Raw genomic sequence first — 18,871 nt, 5'->3', positions numbered from 1 at the left:
ACTCGCTAAGAAAACCCTGTTTGACGACCAGCGGGAGGAGTTGGTTTTCGGGGAGTGACTGATCCGTAGTTTTCCTTCAAAAGCATCGTCAGCCTTGATTTTTTCGTTCTTTTGGATTAAGCCAAAAGGACAAGTTGGTTTAGCGAGCATAGAAAAAACGAAGACCGTAAACGGGATGGGCAGATTGCGTCACTTCGTTCGCAATGACGAGACTTTCTTTCCTCAGCTCACTAACCCGTCAACTGCACCTTTCACAAGAATCGCCCCACTTTAAAAGTATGCTAATGTACTGACATATAGAGCTCCCCATTGGCCGCTGGCAAGCTTTCGTTCGCCAACAATTTGTTGCCAGCCATCGTCGGCAAGCTTTTGTTCGCCAACAATTTGTTGCCGGGCACCACTGGCAAGCTTTTGTTTGTGAACATTTTGTTGCCGGGCACCGCTGGCAAGCTTTTGTTTGCCAACATTTTGTTGCCGGGCACCGCTGGCAAGCTTTTGTTCGTCAACATTTTGTTGCCGGGCATCACTGGCAAGCTTTCGAACCGAAACAGAGGCATGCCATGCGTCGCGGGGAAGCTATTGTTTGGAAACATTTTGTTGCCAGTCATCGCCGGCAAGCCTCCGAACTTCAAGCTTGTGGTGCCGTGCGCCTAGGGGGCACTTTCGATGAGCAACCGGCTTTTCCCCTGATTAAGGAGCGAGTGCTTGTATTGAATTCATTTTATGTTCTACAAAAGTTTTCTGGTCTTGACTTGAAAATCAGATTGTTGTAATTTTAACTGAACAAAACAAATAAGCTTGTTTTATTCGTGCCCCAAATAGCCTTAAAAACATTCTAATTAACATTTAAAACAACACAGACCATGGAATTCATTCAAACAATCAAGCTCGCGCGGATGCGCAACAACGAACATTATCAATTTATGAGTGAGGTGGATAAAGCCATCAACAAGGCCACACCGGCTGCTTTGCAGCTCGAAGGTGTTTATCCCGACTTTGCAGGTGGGCTGGCTCGCTTAAACGGCAGTCTACTGATTGACCCCGGGAGTGTGAAAACCGAAGAAATTGCCACGGTGGATGTCGGCCGCGACCGCACCTGGAGCGCTCTGAACGAACGTGTCAAGTCGTCGTTGTTAAGCCCCATTGAAGCTGAAGTAGCAAGTGCCAAAGCGATCAAACGTATTTTCGATTTGTATGGCAATGTTCGTAGTTTGTCGTATAACGAAGAGAGTGCGGCCATTAGTAACCTGGTTGAGGATTTGGAAAAAAGCAAAAATGAAGCACATTGTAACACCTTAGGCATCACCAGTTGGGTGGCGGCATTGAAGCAGCAGAACCTCGATTTTCAGTCACTCATCGATTCGCGTAACCTTGAACTGGCGAACAAAGACAGTGGCGATGTAAAAGTGCTACGCGATGAGCTCGATCCGATCTATCAAAATATAGTCAAGCGGATTAATGCACAGGTAACACTTGAAATAGCCACACCAGCTACTGAAGCCTTTATTCGTGAACTGAATCAGCGCATTAAATACTACAACGAAACAATAACTGCCCGGGACGGACGTGCCAGTGCGGCTGAGGAGGACAGCCCGGTGGAACCCCTGGTAGAGTAACAACCACGGGCATTTTGTACAAGGCATCTGAAAAAGGTGCCTTTTTTCATGCGCAGGAGAATGGGCTTGGAAATGGCAGGGAGAGATCCTGAACCAAGTTCAGGAAGACGCGTTCTAGCGGGGGCGAACTTCAGAGATTTAAGAAAGGTCTGATGCCCTTTTGCAGACAAAAATAATTTTACTGATCTGCGATAAAGTTGGCGTTTGGGTTTCCTTCCCTTTCTCAAGGGAAGGTGGTTCCGATCATCGGACCCGGAAGAGTTAAGGACGAATTGAATCTTACACTTCGATGAAAATAAAGCAAACCACCTCGACACCGATCAATCGGTGTCACTCCTCCTCGAATAGGAGGAGAAATGGGTGAGTGGTTGAGAAATAAGGATTGAAAAGAGTGATGGGAAACAGATCCTGAACCAAGTTCAGGAAGACGCTAAATCCGATGAAGGTACGAATTCGAGTTCAAATTATCGGTAACAGGATTGACCTACGTAGTTTTCATTCAAAAGTATCGTCAGTCTTGATCTTTTCGTTCTTTTGGATTAAGCCAAAAGGACAACAGAAACCGGGACCCCAATTTTATTTCAATTAAACTCAACCTGCGCCGTTTTAGCGAAGCGGTAATGAGGGGAGTTAGGTCCCTGTTTTATTTGGTAACGATGGATTTATAGAAATTATGGATGCTGCTTGAAATATATTTTCCGGGCATAAAGAGAACTTTTAAAACAACCAAAAAGCGGTTGAAATCATCTGAGATACGAAAAGGATTGTCGATTAAAAAGGGAACCCACCCTAGATTATCCGAGTTCGATCTTATCTTGATTTTAAATGAGATGAGAAGGTAGATTAATAGAAACGCATTTACCTTCAGGATGTAGACAAAGTCATTGTAGTGTTTTGGATAACGAAGGAATAGATACTCTAAAAGTCCTAAAAGCAGCAATGAGATCACCAATCGAATGATGATGAACTTTCGGTGATACGTTTCCCTACGGTCGTTAAAGTCAATTTCTCCTACTTGTCCAGGATTAAATAGTTCTCCAATTAGTTCAAATATGCTCATCTGGGTAGTTGTTTTGAATGATCGAATCGCGGTTTGTTTTAGGTGAGGTTGGAGGCTGCAGTGGAGATATGCGGTTGGAGTGATTTCCAATAGGAATCCTGTAAGACCCTCTAAAACTCCCGCCTGCTATAAAAAAATGTTAGGCTTAGTCTTTCCTTTCAATTTGTAAATCATATTGAACACTACCAACATTTTTTTCTCTCCACATTTTTAAATTCTCTCCATCAAACGTGTAAAAGTGTTCTCCACTGATAACATAAGATGGTCCGTATGTTGCTGGAATTGGGAGAAATAACGTGTCAATGAAGTTTATCTTAGTTTCTTTAATTTCCAACTTTCCAGCCCCGTGTCCAAAAGGCAGATTGGTTAAGCATTCGTAATATCCATTTGAAATATTCAAAATTACCGTACCAGAAATATTTTCTGAGTTTATGGTTTTAAACGTGCCACTATATGACGAATCTTCATAGAGATATAAATCTGCTTGTAGCTTTTCTTTTTTACAACTGTAAAAACTGATAGCGATGAACAATGTCAAAAGAAATATAAGTTTTCTCATAGCTGATTTTTTATAATAGATTAATCTTGAGCTATAAAGGTTGCTTTTATTTAAAATTATGAACACCTTCTTCTGATAACATTTGATATTCTTCCTGTTTGCTCCTGGTGTTCTTTGTCACTCCGAATATATAAAATATGTTTATCAAAATAAATAGATTAACTGACAAATTAATGAATTCGCTTCTTCATGAAGAAAGCAAAAGGGCATAGGGCAGAGAGCGAAGATGAAAATGGAAAAAGGGAGATCGGAAACGGGATTATCAGATCTCGTTTCAAATAAAACCGTAGCTCGGTGTTGACAGATCCTAAACCAAGTTCAGGGAGACGCTCAGCCCGATGAAGTCACTAATTCAACGACTAGTGATCACAGAAAGGATTGGCCTACGAGGGTTTTGAACCAGAAAACAAGGGAAGGAATTCGCGTAGGTACTCGCTAAGAAAAACCTGTTTGACGACCAGCGGGAGGAGTTGGTTTTCGGGGAGTGACTGATCCGTGGTTTTCATTCAAAAGCATCGTCAGCCTTGATCTTTTCGTTCTTTTGGATCAAGCCAAAAGGACAAGTTGGTTTAGCGAGTATAGAAAAGCGAATTTCGTAAACGAGATGGGCAGATTGCGTCACTTCGTTCGCAATGACGGGATTTTTGAGCAGTTGGTGTCTTCAAGATTAAATAAGGATTGAAAAGAGCGATGGGAAACAGATCCTGAAACAAGTTCAGGAAGACGCTAAACCCCGATGAAGGCATGAATTCGAATCCAGCCCTGCATCGGTTCCAAAGGTTACACCATGGTTATTACTATAGCAGTCCTTCAGGATGAAGTAATATCTGAAGGGCTGCATTCTCTTTTAGTATGAATAGGCCATGCTATTTAATCATCCGTAAGTTGCGGGCTTCAAGCTGCATGCTGATGTCGGATTTGTGCCTAATATAAAGGTTTTAGCTAATAGTTATAAGCCGAAAGCCAGCAACTCCCACTAAAAACCGTTTAGCTCCATGGTTACTGTTGGTATCAATAACAGAAAGCCAATCACTATCATCAGAATAATCAGTGGAGCGATCCACTTTACCCATTTGGAATAGGGTATTTTAGCAACGCCCAGCACACCTATTAAAACAGGTGACGTTGGCGTAATCATATTGGTGAAGCCATCGCCAAACTGAAATGCCATAACCGTTGCTTGGCGCGACAGGCCAATCAGGTCGCTAAAAGGCGCCATGATAGGCATGGTTAAAGCGGCCTTGGCCGAACCACTTGGAATAAAGATATTGATCAGCGTTTGAATCATATACATGATGCCCACCGATGCTATATTGCCCAAATCGCTCATGGACTGAGCCAGCGAGTGCAGGATGGTGTGTACAATTTTACCATCTTCGAGGATGACGATGATACCGCCTGCCAGACCAACCACCAGCGCCGCCGACATAATATCTTTGGCGCCATCGATAAACAGCTTGGTGATTTTATTGGCATCATAGCTCATTGATGCTCCTGACAGTAGGCCCATGGCCAGGAACAAAGCGGCAATCTCAGTGATGTACCATTCGTAGCCCATCACCCCAATAATCAGAAATAAGATGGTGAATCCTAATAGGTTCAGGATAAAGAAATGCACCTTGTTGCGCAAAGAAAGAAAACCTGCAATGGCAAAACAGCCAGCCATCACCGGCATCACAGGCCAGGTAACACCTTCGCCACCTCCCATTTTCAGCGTTGTATATGGATGCTTAATGGCAAATAATACCAGTACAATAGTTGTTAGTGCATACACCCACCAGGCAGCTGTTGTGCCAGGCTCTTCAATATTATTCGCCTGCCCTTCGGCTCGCTTCCGCCAATACTCGTCCTCTTTATAAACAGTCGATAGCTCGGGGTTCTTTTTTACCTTACGGGCATACCAAAGGATGTAGGTGAAGCCAATAAGGTTAATCACCAGCCAGCACACCAATCGGTATTCGAAGCCGGAAAACAGCGGTAGTCCGGCCAGCCCCTGTGCAATACCAATGGTAAAGGGGTTGAGCACGGCTCCTGCAAAGCCTAAACCAGCGGCCACAAACACAATGCCTACGCCCGTGATGCTGTCGTAGCCCATGGAGATCGCCAGCGGAATAAGCACCACCATAAAGGCGATGGTTTCTTCACTCATGCCAAAAACGGCCCCAAAAACGGAAAACATCAACATGATGAGGATCAGAATCAGGTTATTGGCCCCAACGGCGCGTATCAGTTTGTATCTATCGAGCTTTTTGACAAAACCTAAGAAAGACAGAATGCCGACATCAATAGCACGAGAAGCATTCATAATCCAAAAAGCACCACCAATCATCAGGATGAAAACAATGATGCCCGCCCCCTTTTCGAAGCCATGCACCATGGCAGCAAACACCTCCCAGGTTTGTGGCTGACTTTCGATGGATTTATACACCATTTGTGATTGCTCAACACCATTAACCACGGTGGTTTCTTTAACATACTCGCCGCCGGGAATAAACCAGGTAGCTATAGCAGCAAATACAATCAGGAGAAAGACAATAACGTAGGTGTGGGGGACTTTTTTAAACATGCTTTTTTAGGTTTAAGACATAAGTATCAAGACTCAAGACATAAGATACGAGACATACGCTGCCAATATCATGATGCCTTAATGGGGCGTAAAAATAGGAAATTAGTTGGATTTAGGCATGACCTTTACTGCATAGTGTATTGTGCCGGGAAGGATAAAAACAGAGGCGCAAAGGCACAGAGTTTTTTTTTGCAAGACCGAAGACCGAGGACGGAAGAACGGTGACTGGAGTTGTGAGTTTGGGGTTGCGGGTTCAGGGCTCTGTGTTCCAGTGATAGGGATCGCATCTTTATTATTAGCTTGCAAATAGAGATGCGATCCGATTTTACGTAGAATTAGTTAGTGGCAAAATAGACAGTTAATTAAAACACAGAGGCACAAAGGCGCAGAGTTTTTTTGCAAGACCGAGGACGGAGGACGAAAGACAGATTATTGAGATTCAGGGTTGGGGGGCTGGATTCCAGTGATAGGGATCGCATCTATACTATTAGCTGGCAAATAGAGATGCGATCCTTTTTAGTTGGTTTATCCAATATTTTGCGATTGACATAGTTCCTGTAGTTTCAAAACGGTTTTCCAATTTCTTGTTGTAGCTCCAACCTTTAGGCTTTTCTCAAAAAAGGTATTAGTCAGTTTTGATTGATGGTATTTTCCGGCACAGAAAATAAATACGGCTTTATTATCGATTTCGAATTTGTCTGGTTCGTAGTTATAGCTTAGTGTTTTGTCTGTATTTTCCGCAGTCGGGCTTTCCTTTAAGAAGGTTAGATGCAATTGATTAACATCAGCATCATGGTTATAAAATGGATTATTATCGATTAACGCTTGTAGCTCATTTAAACGCCGAACAACAACCGGAACTTCAAAGCCAAACTTTTCCTTGATAGCATTCTCGAGCACATTTTCCAGTTCAGTGTTTTGTTGGCTTGATTCAAAAATCAAATTTCCACTTTGTATGTAAGTGACCACATTTTTCCATCCCAATTTTTGACACATGGCTTTCAGGTCGGCCATAAGGATTTTCCGTTTTCCTCCGACATTAATCCCTCTTAATATTGCTACTTTTTTGTTCATTGTAGTTTCGTTCTAATTATCACTACCCCATCCATTACAGCACTTTATCCTGTCATTCCATATGCGAAGTCTGCAACTCCGGTTGTGCAACTGACAGTTTCAAACTTACTTATATTTCGACGCGATGCCGATATGCGCCTGCACCTTGTTAGGTAACAGGTTCCGTTTATTTGAGTAAGTTGGTTAATTTCTCTTTGGCATTGTGATTTTCAGGGTTCATTTCCAAACTTTTGCGATAATTTACTATCGCCTTATCGCTTTGTCCATCCTTCATATAGGCCTCGGCTAAAGAATCATATGCATCATATGATTCAGGGAAAAATAGTACCTCAAGCATAAATAGATCGATCGCTTTTTTATAGAAACCTCTCTTTATCATCTCATAGCCTTTGGCATTCAGGTTAAGCTCAGATAGTTCGAAACTGGATGCACTGATCACCATTTTAGCTTGCTCAATCCCCTTATCTAAACAAGTATCGATTACTTTTTGGGTGAAAAAGTAGTTATCCAACTTAGGTGTAGTACCTGCAATGGTTTTTTCGATAAAAAAACGAGCATCAAAAAAACCTTGGTCTAAATCCTTATTGGTTAAAAGCACCACGATGTAATTTTGCTTTTCAAACACTCTCCATTCAGCTCCTACACCATAATGCCCGCCACTGTGCCCATAAATGCCCGAACCTTTTGCACCGGCAAATTGCATTCCGTATCCATACCAGCCACTTTCCGGCTCCTTTTTCATGCTATTTGTTAAGCGAGGGCTTAAAAGCTGATTGCTCTTAAAAGCACTTGCGAATTTATACAAATCATCGATGGTTGAATACCCACCTCCGGCCGGACCACCTTTCGCAGCCCCCATAAAGATTGTTTTTTGAAGCTCGTTAGGATAAACATCTGACAATGTATAGTTTTCAGCGGCATTGTCAATATTAAGGTCAATATCAAAATCGCCTGTATTTTGCATGGCTGCAACCGAGAAAATATGTGTTTGGATATAGTCTTCATAAGTCATTTCACTCACCACCTTTATAATTCGTCCAAGCACAATATAGTTGGTATTTCTATAAGCAAATTGCGCATTAGGTTTAAATTCTAAAGGTTCGTCCTCGTATAGTTTTTCAAGGCTCTCGATGCTTCTAAATAGATGTTTTGACGTATTGAGGTAGTTCTCTGAATGGAAATAATTAGGTAATCCGCTTCTGTGTTTAAGCAAGAGCTCAATGGTTATCGAATCCCTTGCTGTTTTATTAGCATAGTCCGGAAGAAATTTTCCGATGGGATCTTGCAAGGTTAACTTACCGTTTTGAATGAGCTGAAATATTGCAACGGCTGTGAATGATTTGCCAATAGAAGCATAAGAAAACTTAGTGTCTGTATTATTTTTAACGCGATGCCCCAAATGAGCAAAACCATATGCTTTTTTAAACAGGATACTATCATCTTTAGCGATTAAAACGGCACCACTAAAACCATTCAGCGCATTTAAATAGTTTGCTATTTCAGTTATTTTAGGGTCCTGATACGAAACTGTTTTCATATTTGTGCAGGCATGGAGTGCTACAAATGCTGTTAGCAGGTAAATTAGTTTCTTCATTTTTAAGGGTTTGAAATTTTTATTCTTAGAGCTCTGTTTGCGTGTATTTTCTAATCCGTTTTCTTTTTGATTGCTATAACGCCTGCTTTTATAAGCTTTAGCGCCGTTACTATTCCGCTACTATTGCGTACAAACTCAATTGTCAGATGACGATTATCGGAACGAAAAAATTGCTCATTGGATGCTGGTAATAATTCAGAATCATAACTCGAATAGTAGAGCTTTTCATTCTTCTTCAGAATCGTGATATCTTCATATTGCCCGATATAAGCCTCATATACTTTGGTATCTATCTTAACCTGCACATGCTTGTATGGAAGTTCTACCGGTTTGTCAAAAACAATTGCGGCAAGAGCGTAAGCAATTAAATAGGATGGAGATTGATTATTGGATAGTACAGTAATAAAGATATCATCATCGGTGAATTTATTAAACGAGCTCATCGCACCAAAGAAGCCTCCATCGTGGGCCATCAGTTGATGATTCTGATTATAGAACGGGTTGATTAATAAGCCAAATCCAAATTTCTCGTCATTATAAGACGTAAACATTTTCTTTTTAGAAGCCGCATTAAGCAGAATAGTACTGTCAAACAATGCTTTATTCCATAAATACAAATCTCCGACGGTAGAATAGACCCCATCGTGCCCGATGTTGTAGTTCCAGTTGATGTATGGGTTTTTAATCAATACATTGTCTTTTCTGTAATAGGTTTTTGCATATCTAGCAACAATTGAATCGTTATTACTGATTCCCGTGTTGTACATTTGGGCTACATCAAACAAGTTCAGTTTCAAATAGGTGGCATAGGCTTGATGGGAAACTTTTTCGATGATGCGGGCCAGCAGATAGTAGCCAATATTGCTATAAGCCGTTTTAGAACCCGGTTCAAACAATAATGGTTTTTGCATAATGTAGCTTGCCACCGAGTCTTTTTCTAATGCTGTTTTTGCCAGATATAGTTCGTCATAGTCCATCTGAAACCCTGCATTATGGGTCAGCATCATCTGAATTGTAATCTGGTCTCCATGCGGAAACTGCGGGTAATACTTCACTAGCTTATCGTCAAGCGACATTTGACCTTTTTCAACTAACTGTAAAATGGCAACGGCCGTAAATTGTTTTGAAACAGAGGCCAAGCTAAATTTGGTATCAATAGTATTTGGAGTTTTCCATTCATAATCGGCCAATCCATACGCTCTTTTGAGCATGACCGAATCGCTTTTTGTAATCAATACCGTTCCTGAAAAACCATTGATATTTGCCTGAGCATCCATATAACTTTCCAGCTTGGACTTATTTTGGGAATGAGCTAATGTAGTTATTAGCAAAATTATCAACGAGAAGAATTTCATTTCCGGGCGATTTGACAGTTTTGGGTTATTTTATTGAGCGTCTTATACATCTGTTCCAGCTCTTCATCCGACACATTGTTTAATGCAACAGCCCTGTTCTTTTGAATCACAGGCTTTAATTGTTCTATAATGCTTTTCCCATTTGTTGTGATTTTCAGTTTTGTCTTTCGTCTGTCTGCTTCATCAATCATCTTGGTTAAATACTTTTTTTCTATCATCAACTTTATAATTCGGGTCATTGATGCATAATCCTTAAAAATTAGATCTGCAATTTCAGATTGAGTTTTATCCTCACGGTCAATGATAATTAGAATTAGAGCCTGATCCACAGTGATCTTGGGAACTACTGCAGATATATTTTGTTGACTTAGTCTTCGATAAGCTTTTATTGTTTCTTCAATTGCGTAAAGTGCAGTACTTGTAGGTGTGTTGAATTTCATAGTTGTTTGATATATCAAGTAAATATATGTAATTATTTGATATATCAAATAAAAGTTGAGGGAAATTCTTTTGCTGTTCCAGGGTGAGAACTTCAGAGATTTGAGGAAAGTCGGATAGCCCCCTGCTGGCAAAAATAGTTTTACAGATCTGCGATAAAGTTGGCGTTTGGGCTTCCTTCCTCTTTTCAAGGGAAGGTTGTTCCGATGCTCGGAACCGGAAGGGGTAAGAATTAAGCGATCTTTCTGTTCGGTTGACAGGAAAGCGAACCACCTCGCCATCAGTGAACTGATGCCACTCCTCAGATAAAAGGCAGAGGGCATGGGGCAGAGAGCAAAGAGTGAAGTGGAACCCGGAGACCAGAAAAGGCAGGCTACTTTTGATAGCATACCGGTTGTTGGTCAAAAAAAAGCCTGCTTTCGAAGGAATGAAAAGCAGGCTTCTTAGGATTAATTTCTTAGACAGCAACTATTTCGCTGGTGTAATAACGATGTTTCGGTATTCGACTGCAGTGTGGTCACCTTGCAACATAATTGGGCCCGGTTCGCCTTCATGACTGTCGATGGCGCCTCCGGTAATTCCCGGAATGATTTGGTCGCAAATCACTGTTTTGCCGTTGGCAACAATGGTTATCCGACGTCCGATCAAGGTGATGTCGTAGGTTTGCCACTCACCAGGATTTTTAGCTACAATTTCGTTTGGAGTAAGAAATCCGTAAACACCACCGAGGTAGATGGATGATGGTTCTTTTCCCTTACTGTCCTCAATTTGGACTTCGTAGCGGCCTCTTAGGTAGATCCCAGAGTTCCCGTTTTCAGGGTATTTGAATTCAACATGCAATTTGAAATCATCAAACTTCTGGTTACTGATCAGGTTGGTTCCTGGCTTGGGATTGGTCAAAATACCATCTTTCACCACCCATTGGTTTTCCCCTTTTTGTGCATGCCAGTTGTCCAGGTTCTTGCCATCGAAAAGGGTAATGGCTTTTCCCCACTTGGGCTCCATATTGCGCTTTAGTTCGGGGGCACGAACACCAACAAACGAGCGCTTTTCGCCTGAGGCCGTGGTAATCACACCACTCAATTCATCGTTTTCCAGTGTTCCTTCAAAAAGCAGATCATTGTCGCCGCTTTCCCACTGTGGTGGAATATGGAACGATACTTTTCCATCTTTAAAAACGATTTCAGAAACCGGGCGTGCACTACCAATATCGGCTACAAAATAACCGACATAGGTTTTAAAACCCGACAGCTTTACGCCAAGCCAAGAGGGGAGTGACTGGCCATTGTGTTGAACGGTAAGGTCCCAGTGTCCGGTAATGGGATGCTCCTGAGCGCTTAATGAAAGAGACAGGCTTGCAAAAATAAGGCTCAAGGCAACTAAGCCCATGGCTTTACGAACACCAGCAATTGATTTCAGTAGATTCTTCATGATTTAATATTTTTAGGATAAGCCAAAATTACCGTTTTAACAAAAATATCAAACAGCTTAATGCAATTATTCCCCTCTTTGATGCCAAAAGATTAACTTTTTCGCTCCAACACAAATACGCCGCAAACAGCTTCGCTGTCGAACGTTGATCCAACCATTTGGTTTTCGCTTATGCGTTGTATTTCGAAGGTGTTGGGTAAATAGCTGATTGGACTGCCGTTTTGCAAGGCCGTTACTTCAAGGCTTTCCAGCAACAGTTGATCCTCGGTAATGGTGCCTTTTACCTTTTCGGTTACCTCGATGCGGTAATTATTTTCAACTTCTTCGGTAAACGAAAAAACGCCATTCACTTCGTTACCGGTTTGGGTAAATTCTACTTGGCCTGTCGATTGGCCGTATTCAAAATCTTCGTGATAGGTCCAGCTTCCGCTAATATCCATAGTTCCTTTATTTTGAAGGCAAACTTAGTGAATATTTTGGCATTGGAATAGGCCGTAATTACGCGCAAGGCTGCTCCGGCCTTAAATGTTTGGGCCTGCAGGGGCGGTAGTAAAAATAATAAAAGACTAAAAAGCAAGAAGAACTGTCTCATCTTTCAGGAATTAAAAATTAACTCCCAACACCATCGAACTGCAGGCGCTGGGAGTTTTAGAAAACTATTGACCTCGCTGGAGTAAAAGTGCTTTGTTATCGGTTACAAACATGCGCGTGCTTTGGGTATAGCTTCCCCCATAGGGCGCTTTGTATTTCAGATCGACATAAAAGGCTTTGTAACCCGTCTCGGGGAAAGGAATGTCGAGTTGAATTTCTGATTTGGCTTTTTGCCCGAGGCTACTGCTGCTCCATTGCTCATCACGAAAATCGCGGTCGCTGGAGGAGGTCGTCCAAAGAATGACTTCTTCCAATAAATCCGCATTGGCCAGTACTTTCAGCGAAGCTCCCTGTGCGGTGGTTGAAATGCTGTAGTCGTTTATCGGATAAGGCTGATTGCGGGCCGCCATCCCAAAGAAAGCGCTGAGCGTGGTCAAGGCTGTCTTTTTGTCGCCCAGCCCATGCCCGGCATTGGGGGTGTAGCAAATCATATTTTGCCCGGGAATACTGTCGATGTAGTTTTTAACTGCATCAACCGGCCAGTATTCGTCGTTGGTACCAATAAACAGCATTTTCGGAATGCTCAGGTTTTTCCGGTAGGCGTAAGGATCAATCATATTAACCAGGTCTGAACCTCTCGGTGTGTTAACCTGCTGAGCGATGCCCAGGCGGACGTAGTCCTCAATTTGGATGCTGTAGTCGCCCCAGGCAACCTTGTGGTAATCGACATTGACCGGCATATTCAGCACATCAATAACCATGGGACCAATGGCCTTGACGCGTTGGTCGCTGGCTCCGGTAAGCCAAGTGGTCCATCCGCGCTTGGAGGCACCGGAAACAACAAATTGTTTGACCCCAAAACTCAGTTGTTGCCTGGAAAACTCTTGAATGGCATCCATTGCCTTGATGGCACTTTTGGTCATTGGAAACAGAAGGGGCCAGGTAAAATCCTGGTCGTTCTGGTAATTATGCAAGGTAAAGGAAATTAAGGCGTCCTCCGTTAAATCGTCGTACAGCGGCTGGTTGGGAACCTGCCAAATAATGGCGACAATGGCTTGATTGGTGGTTGCCATTTGCCCCATCGACTGGATAAGCTTGTCGTCCCATTTGTGCAGGTTGGGATAGCCTTCTTTAACACTTCCCCCGGTAATAAAAAGCAGGGCATCGTGGTAATTGAGCTCCTTTGGAACAAGGACAATGAGCTCGTGTTGCCACGGAATGTTGCGCCAGGTTTGCGAAGTGAGAATTAGCCGGTAAGCAGTCAGCCCTTCTGCTTGAGTTTGGTCGTGAACTTCCCATTTGAAAGAAGTATCATCGTTATTCAGGTAGGCATTTAACGCCGTTTCCGGAGTAACTGCTCCATTGTTCCCGGCATACAGGGAAACGGTCATTGTCAGGCTAAAAAGTAGCGAGAAGAAGATTTGTTTTAGCTGTTTACATTTCATGGTGGTTGTTTTTATTGAAGTCTAAAATCAGAATTAATAGGGTTTGTTGGTGCCTTGCAAAAGCCAGGTTTTCGACCAGGCACTGTTGTTGCTCACATCATTTCCTTTGTATTGTGTTGGTTCCAGCTTGGAGATGGCTGCCTCTGCATTGGTTGTATTTTTCGAAATTTCATCATCAAAATGATAGTAAAAGCGCAGGGGCAAGGCGGCTCGTTTAGCTGATTCCCCGGTTTGCAGGTCAGGATAACCTGTTCTTCGGTAATCGAACCACGCTTCGGCAGCAGCAGTCCAGCTGGCAATCCATTTTTGCTGAATGATGCTTTCCAGTCCATCAAAGTTCAGCGCTTCAATGTAGGTGTCAGATTCAGCTCCAACACCCCAGGTATTGAATGATTGCTGGATGCCTGTGGTAAAGTGTCCTTCGGCAGTTCCGGGAGCCCAACCATGCAAACTGGCCTCGGCCAAAAGGAAGTGAACCTCGGCAGCAGATAGTAGACGCATCTGAAGTAGATCACCGTGGGTTTCCATATACCGGTCGTTGAGCTGTGAAGCATGCGGATTGAACACCCCTTGGTCCAGATTGGGATTCAAATTGTATTGTGAGGCCGCAAAAACAGAGGGCGGGATGCCCACAAAATCCTGGTCAAAATCAACACCTACCTGCCAGGCTGCTTCATAGGCATCAACAATGTCTTGCGAAATTTGGCGTTTGCCATCCACGATCTGATCCACTCCTTCGCCTTCAACAAGTTCAAGCGGAATGGCGACCTTATTGGCCCAAACTCCCAAGCGAGGGTCATTGAGTTCCTGCATTGCGTCAACAAGCGTGGCGCATAACTTCACCCGCATATAGTCTCCACTGGGATCGGGATCAAACACCATGTTACTGGGCCACGAGTCGGCGGGAGATTGTCCAATGTAGCCTACGGTGGCATCATTTTCAGCTTGTAAAATTAGAGGATAGCTTGATGGATCGGAAGTAATGCGTTTAATGCCTTCTTCCGCAATACTGGGTTCCTTGGCTGACAGACGCATGTAGTAGCGTAAAGCCAGCGAATTGGCTAGCTGACGCCATTTGCTGGCATCGCCTTCATACAAAATATCCTGTGTGGCATTGACATTGAAGTATGCCTCATTGTCCTTGGAAAGTAAGCTGTTGGCAGTTTCCAAATCAGCCAATAGCCCGAGGTAAATATCCCGTTGATCATCGAATATGGGTTTAAAGTATTCAGTTCCGGATTCAGCTTGGAGCGCTTCGGTGTATGGAGCATCTCCCCACAGGTCGGCAATTAAGCCAAAGGTGTACGCTTTTATCACGAGAGCTACGCCTTGGTGGAACTCGTAGTTCCCGGCTTCAGCTTTTTTCTGAAACTCGTCGGTATTGCGCAAAATGCCATAGTAGCCGGACCAGCTGTGGCTGGCGTTATCCCAATCGTAGTCGTTGTGTCCGCTCGACCAGCCATCGTGCTGGGTGTGTTGCATGACGCCTGCTATATGACCAAATCCTAGGCTGACAACCGTTTTTCCAACTCCGGTGATCATGGTTGGAAGCAAGAGGTTCAGATCGGCATTCTCCGGATCAACACCGTTGGGATTGACGTTGAGTTCTCCTAAATCTTTACAGGAAATGGCCAGCAAAAAGATGAATGCGGTGAGTGCTATGAAGCATTTATTGATGGTATATCTAATTTTCATTGTTGATTGATTTTATAAGGTGAAACTCAATTTGAAACCAATAGGAACAATCCATGGATCAGCATTGTAACGTTCAACGCCCTGCGAGAATCGCCCGTTTCCTTCGGCTTGATAGGCGCGTTCCGGATCAACTCCAAGTTTTGAGTCTTTGGTCCACAAAATGATGTTGCGGCTATACAAGCTTAGGTTGACATCCTGCATGCCCAGCTTTCGGCTAAGCTGGTCAGGCACCTGATAGTTCAGGGAGATTTCGCGAAGTTTCACATAGTCGGCATCAAACAAGTTGGCTTGCCCAATGTCCCACGGATAGCTAACCACGTATGGGAGAAAGACTGTTCCTTCATTCCCCAGGTTTTCCTGCTCCAAAACGAACTTGCCATTTTCATCGTAATGGCCCATAACTCCAGGGGCAAAGGTGGCATCGTACACGGTTACGCCACTAAAGTTCTCGGGAAATCCTCCGTATTCCGGGGTGGGACCTCCAACAGGGCGCAAACGGTCGCTTAGTAAAAGTTCATCTTTATGCTCCAAAACCCAGGCTTTAAGTTCCTCGCTGGCAGCTCCGCCCAATTCTCCCGGGTGAACTAGCTCGTCGAGCCAGGTTTGTGTGATCACATTCTCGGAGAGGTAGCGGTAGGTTTGCGATACATATTGCCCGCCGGAACGCCAATCGAAGGTCATGTTTAGTGAGAGGTTCTTGTAGCGAAGACTGGTTTGCAAGCCCATAATGAAATCGGGGTTGTAATTTCCCACTTTCGAGTAGGCCTCTTCTCCCATCCATTCAGCATCCAATCCACTTCCCAGAATTGGAAAGCCGTAGTAAGGCGAGCTTTCATCGGTTACTCGTTGCACTTTGCGCGAATAGAGGTTTCCGACCAAACCATCGTGTCCCAAGGCATCATTTTTTACGTAGCCAATGTTCTTTACGCGTGCATTATCCCAAAATTCAACAAAGTCCAAATCTTCGGCTAACTCTAGAATACGCGTTTCATTGGTTGTGAAGTTGAGGTTTAAGTCCCAGGTCCAGTCATTGTTCTGAATAGGAGTTCCTCCGATTAAGAGCTCCCAGCCTTTGCTTTGTAGTAAGCCAGCATTGATACGGATGCTGCTTGCCCCGGTGGATGCTGCCAAGGGAATACCCAAAATCTGGTTTTCGTTATCAACGGTATAGTAAGTTCCTTCAAGGCGCAGGCGGTTGGAGAAGAGCCTGATATCGGTTCCAAATTCCAGAGAGGTGGCCAGTTCCGGGAGTAGTTGAGGACTTAGTAGCCCGCTTGGCTTGGCTAAGGCGATGGCATCACCCCATTGCCCTTGATTGGAATAAGTGGCGTATAAGCTGTAAGGAGAGGTGTCGTTTCCAACTTGTGCCCATCCGCCTCTTAGTTTCAAGAGATTGACATTAGGACCCAAGTCAACCAATTCGTTAAGCATAATGCTCATTGAGGCAGAAGGGTAGAAGTAGGATCTGTTTTCACCGGGTAAGGTGCTTGACCAGTCGTTTCGTGCTGTCAGGTCAATAAAGATGCGATCTTTCCATCCCAGGTTAGCCATGGCATAAACACTGTTAATGGCTTTTTCTGCCCGGCTGTTTGAATAGTTTAGTGCTCCTGAATTGATGTTATTGACGGTGTAAAGATTGGGAACATTCAAACCAGAACCTGGCTTGGATGAGTTGGAAATGACCGATGATTTTGAATACAGGACATTGCCTCCGGCAGAAGCTGTCAATGAAAAGTCTTCCCAGTCATCTTTGTAAGTTGCCAACACATCGGTGTTGCGCTCCAGGCTATTTCCATTGCCAATTCCATAAGCTCCATTATTGGGTTCCTTCAAATAACCCGGTGCTATTTTGGACTCCCGAACCTCATCGGTTTTGTTGAGGGTGTAGCGTGCCATGAAGCTCAGTTTCGAGTTGATTTCCCAAGTGGCTATTAGGTTGCCATAAATCCGGTAGCGGTTGAAGCTATTGTTGACTTCATGAGCCAAAAAATAAGGATTTTCATGGTTGCCGGAAACCCGTTTGACATTCTCTCCCGATCCATAATCTTTCAACTTATGAATGTCAATATTGGCTGGGTGCATGTAGGCCCATTGCATGGGGTTGGCTCCACGGTTTGAAGCAGGCCGGTTGTCTGCCCAACTGTTGGTGAAGTTGATGTCGGTGCTGACCGTAAAATTATCACGAACTTTGGAGGAGGCCGCTAAACTGATGCTGTTTTTATTCAGGTCTGAGTTCGGAACCAGCCCACTGTGTGTCATATTGGTAATTCCCAACCGGTAGTTTGATGCCCCGCTACTGTTGGAAATTGCGGCACTATTGGTTGTTGTGAAGGCATAATCGTTAATGAAATCACGAACATTATTGGGGTAAGAAATGACTTCGGTAGGGATGGGGACGCCGTTGGCATCTAGGGGAGCATCCCATTGCACAGCCCAGTAGCCTTTGTCATTTTCTGGTCCGGAGGCAGTTGCATCACCAGCTGTTATCTCTGGTAAAATTCCTCCACCAACATCTTCAGGTCGAAAGGAGAAAAAACCTGTTGAGAATTGAGATTGCACATTGAGAAAGCGGGAAGGAATATCAAAAACGGTATTGGACGTAACCTGGACAGTCATGCCTTGGTCGGCTTTGGCTTTTTTGGTCGTTATGAGCACTACGCCGTTTCCGGCTCTTGTACCGTATAGTGCTGCCGCACTGGGGCCTTTCAGTATGGATACGTTTTCAATGCTTTCCGGATCAAGGTCGGCAATGGCATTTCCATAATCGACCCGGTTATCAGATCCAAAGCCACCCACATTGTTAACGGTGCTGGCCATAGGAACGCCATCAACAACAAACAGAGGTTGGTTATCGGTACTCATCGAGCTGGCTCCGCGAATAACCATACTGACAGTTGAACCGGCGCCTCCGGTAGAGCTGATGGTGACTCCGGACACTTTCCCGGCCATGGAGTTTAAAACGTTTTCCTGGGCAACGCGAGTCAAGTCATCTCCTTCAACTTGTCCGACGCTAAAGCCTAGCGATTTTTCAGCACGTTTTATTCCTAAAGCAGTAACCACAACTTCTTCCAAGGCTTCAATGTTTTCTTCTAAACTTAGGTTGATCTGGTTTTGTCCATTAACTTCAACTTCTTTTGGGGTGAAGCCGATGAACGAAAAGTTGAGTGTTGCGTTGGGCTGTGGCAATACGAGGGAATAATGCCCATCAAGATTCGTGACTGTTCCAATGGCAGTGCCTTTTACTGCAACGGTTACTCCGGGTAGTGCCTGACCATCGTTGGCTGAAGTAACGGTTCCCGACACGATGTGCTCCGTCGCAGTTTGTGCATGTAGCTCGAAGGTTAAAAGAATGGGTATGATGAGCCAGAGGAATTGCAAGGTCTTTGGAATGCTATGCGATAAAGAATATGTATTATTCATAGTTTTTCAATTGAATGTGTTCTGATT

The 18,871-nt window shown here is 43.8% G+C and carries 14 protein-coding genes; 2 read left to right on the top strand and 12 right to left on the bottom strand.

Features of this window, described 5'->3' with window-relative positions:
• The first annotated feature begins 309 nt into the window (after positions 1–309).
• Positions 310–654, top strand: a complete 345-nt coding sequence (locus BM156_RS20600) for a hypothetical protein (protein WP_139218263.1) — start codon at positions 310–312, stop codon at positions 652–654.
• A gap of 242 nt (positions 655–896) precedes the next feature.
• Positions 897–1,616, top strand: a complete 720-nt coding sequence (locus tag BM156_RS10955; RefSeq protein ID WP_139218262.1) for a DUF6261 family protein — start codon at positions 897–899, stop codon at positions 1,614–1,616.
• A gap of 643 nt (positions 1,617–2,259) precedes the next feature.
• On the opposite strand, the gene BM156_RS10950 is transcribed toward BM156_RS10955, so the two are convergent.
• From BM156_RS10950 to BM156_RS10895, 12 genes are all read right to left on the bottom strand, one after another.
• Positions 2,260–2,676: a hypothetical protein gene (locus BM156_RS10950; RefSeq protein ID WP_093919907.1), complete on the bottom strand. Its 417-nt coding sequence runs from the start codon at positions 2,674–2,676 to the stop codon at positions 2,260–2,262.
• A gap of 145 nt (positions 2,677–2,821) precedes the next feature.
• The gene (locus BM156_RS10945) at positions 2,822–3,235 is read right to left on the bottom strand and encodes a hypothetical protein (RefSeq protein ID WP_093919906.1); all 414 of its coding nucleotides are present in this window, start codon (positions 3,233–3,235) and stop codon (positions 2,822–2,824) included.
• 976 nt (positions 3,236–4,211) lie between these two features.
• On the bottom strand, positions 4,212–5,801 hold the full coding sequence (locus BM156_RS10940) for a YfcC family protein (protein WP_093919905.1): 1,590 nt from the start codon (positions 5,799–5,801) through the stop codon (positions 4,212–4,214).
• 525 nt (positions 5,802–6,326) lie between these two features.
• On the bottom strand, positions 6,327–6,875 hold the full coding sequence (locus BM156_RS10935) for a DUF1697 domain-containing protein (protein ID WP_093919904.1): 549 nt from the start codon (positions 6,873–6,875) through the stop codon (positions 6,327–6,329).
• Positions 6,876–7,041: 166 nt separating this feature from the next.
• A complete protein-coding gene (locus BM156_RS10930; protein WP_093919903.1) occupies positions 7,042–8,469 on the bottom strand; it encodes a serine hydrolase in 1,428 nt (475 codons plus the stop codon).
• 50 nt (positions 8,470–8,519) lie between these two features.
• Positions 8,520–9,746 carry a serine hydrolase gene (locus BM156_RS10925; RefSeq protein WP_212733488.1) on the bottom strand — a complete coding sequence of 409 codons (1,227 nt, stop codon included), beginning with the start codon at positions 9,744–9,746 and terminating at the stop codon, positions 8,520–8,522.
• Between the two features lie 74 nt (positions 9,747–9,820).
• Positions 9,821–10,264 carry a MarR family winged helix-turn-helix transcriptional regulator gene (locus BM156_RS20695; protein WP_170846938.1) on the bottom strand — a complete coding sequence of 148 codons (444 nt, stop codon included), beginning with the start codon at positions 10,262–10,264 and terminating at the stop codon, positions 9,821–9,823.
• A 466-nt stretch (positions 10,265–10,730) separates the two neighbouring features.
• On the bottom strand, positions 10,731–11,693 hold the full coding sequence (locus BM156_RS10915) for a 3-keto-disaccharide hydrolase (protein WP_093919900.1): 963 nt from the start codon (positions 11,691–11,693) through the stop codon (positions 10,731–10,733).
• A 92-nt stretch (positions 11,694–11,785) separates the two neighbouring features.
• The gene (locus tag BM156_RS10910) at positions 11,786–12,133 is read right to left on the bottom strand and encodes a hypothetical protein (protein ID WP_093919899.1); all 348 of its coding nucleotides are present in this window, start codon (positions 12,131–12,133) and stop codon (positions 11,786–11,788) included.
• A gap of 216 nt (positions 12,134–12,349) precedes the next feature.
• Positions 12,350–13,729: a PhoPQ-activated pathogenicity-related family protein gene (locus tag BM156_RS10905; RefSeq protein WP_244525734.1), complete on the bottom strand. Its 1,380-nt coding sequence runs from the start codon at positions 13,727–13,729 to the stop codon at positions 12,350–12,352.
• A 33-nt stretch (positions 13,730–13,762) separates the two neighbouring features.
• On the bottom strand, positions 13,763–15,424 hold the full coding sequence (locus tag BM156_RS10900) for a SusD/RagB family nutrient-binding outer membrane lipoprotein (RefSeq protein WP_093919898.1): 1,662 nt from the start codon (positions 15,422–15,424) through the stop codon (positions 13,763–13,765).
• A gap of 12 nt (positions 15,425–15,436) precedes the next feature.
• Positions 15,437–18,844 (bottom strand): SusC/RagA family TonB-linked outer membrane protein, encoded by a 3,408-nt coding sequence (locus BM156_RS10895; protein ID WP_093919897.1) that lies wholly within the window; start codon positions 18,842–18,844, stop codon positions 15,437–15,439.
• Between the last annotated feature and the right edge of the window lie 27 nt (positions 18,845–18,871).

Origin of the sequence: Sunxiuqinia elliptica, from assembly GCF_900113005.1 — a bacterium.
In the GTDB taxonomy this organism is placed as follows: domain Bacteria; phylum Bacteroidota; class Bacteroidia; order Bacteroidales; family Prolixibacteraceae; genus Sunxiuqinia; species Sunxiuqinia elliptica.
Note: the sequence above shows the minus strand (reverse complement) of the source record. Positions and strands in the feature narration are given on the sequence as shown.

What these genes read in the sequence shown, in the direction of transcription:
- BM156_RS10935 (WP_093919904.1), bottom strand. Translation starts at nt 6,875, where the DNA reads ATGAACAAAAAAGTAGCAATATTAAGAGGGATTAATGTCGGAGGAAAA.
- BM156_RS10940 (WP_093919905.1), bottom strand. Translation starts at nt 5,801, where the DNA reads ATGTTTAAAAAAGTCCCCCACACCTACGTTATTGTCTTTCTCCTGATT.
- BM156_RS10955 (WP_139218262.1), top strand. Translation starts at nt 897, where the DNA reads ATGCGCAACAACGAACATTATCAATTTATGAGTGAGGTGGATAAAGCC.
- BM156_RS10910 (WP_093919899.1), bottom strand. Translation starts at nt 12,133, where the DNA reads ATGGATATTAGCGGAAGCTGGACCTATCACGAAGATTTTGAATACGGC.
- BM156_RS10915 (WP_093919900.1), bottom strand. Translation starts at nt 11,693, where the DNA reads ATGAAGAATCTACTGAAATCAATTGCTGGTGTTCGTAAAGCCATGGGC.
- BM156_RS20695 (WP_170846938.1), bottom strand. Translation starts at nt 10,264, where the DNA reads ATGAAATTCAACACACCTACAAGTACTGCACTTTACGCAATTGAAGAA.
- BM156_RS10950 (WP_093919907.1), bottom strand. Translation starts at nt 2,676, where the DNA reads ATGAGCATATTTGAACTAATTGGAGAACTATTTAATCCTGGACAAGTA.
- BM156_RS10945 (WP_093919906.1), bottom strand. Translation starts at nt 3,235, where the DNA reads ATGAGAAAACTTATATTTCTTTTGACATTGTTCATCGCTATCAGTTTT.
- BM156_RS10895 (WP_093919897.1), bottom strand. Translation starts at nt 18,844, where the DNA reads ATGAATAATACATATTCTTTATCGCATAGCATTCCAAAGACCTTGCAA.
- BM156_RS10925 (WP_212733488.1), bottom strand. Translation starts at nt 9,746, where the DNA reads ATGGATGCTCAGGCAAATATCAATGGTTTTTCAGGAACGGTATTGATT.
- BM156_RS10905 (WP_244525734.1), bottom strand. Translation starts at nt 13,729, where the DNA reads ATGAAATGTAAACAGCTAAAACAAATCTTCTTCTCGCTACTTTTTAGC.
- BM156_RS10900 (WP_093919898.1), bottom strand. Translation starts at nt 15,424, where the DNA reads ATGAAAATTAGATATACCATCAATAAATGCTTCATAGCACTCACCGCA.
- BM156_RS10930 (WP_093919903.1), bottom strand. Translation starts at nt 8,469, where the DNA reads ATGAAGAAACTAATTTACCTGCTAACAGCATTTGTAGCACTCCATGCC.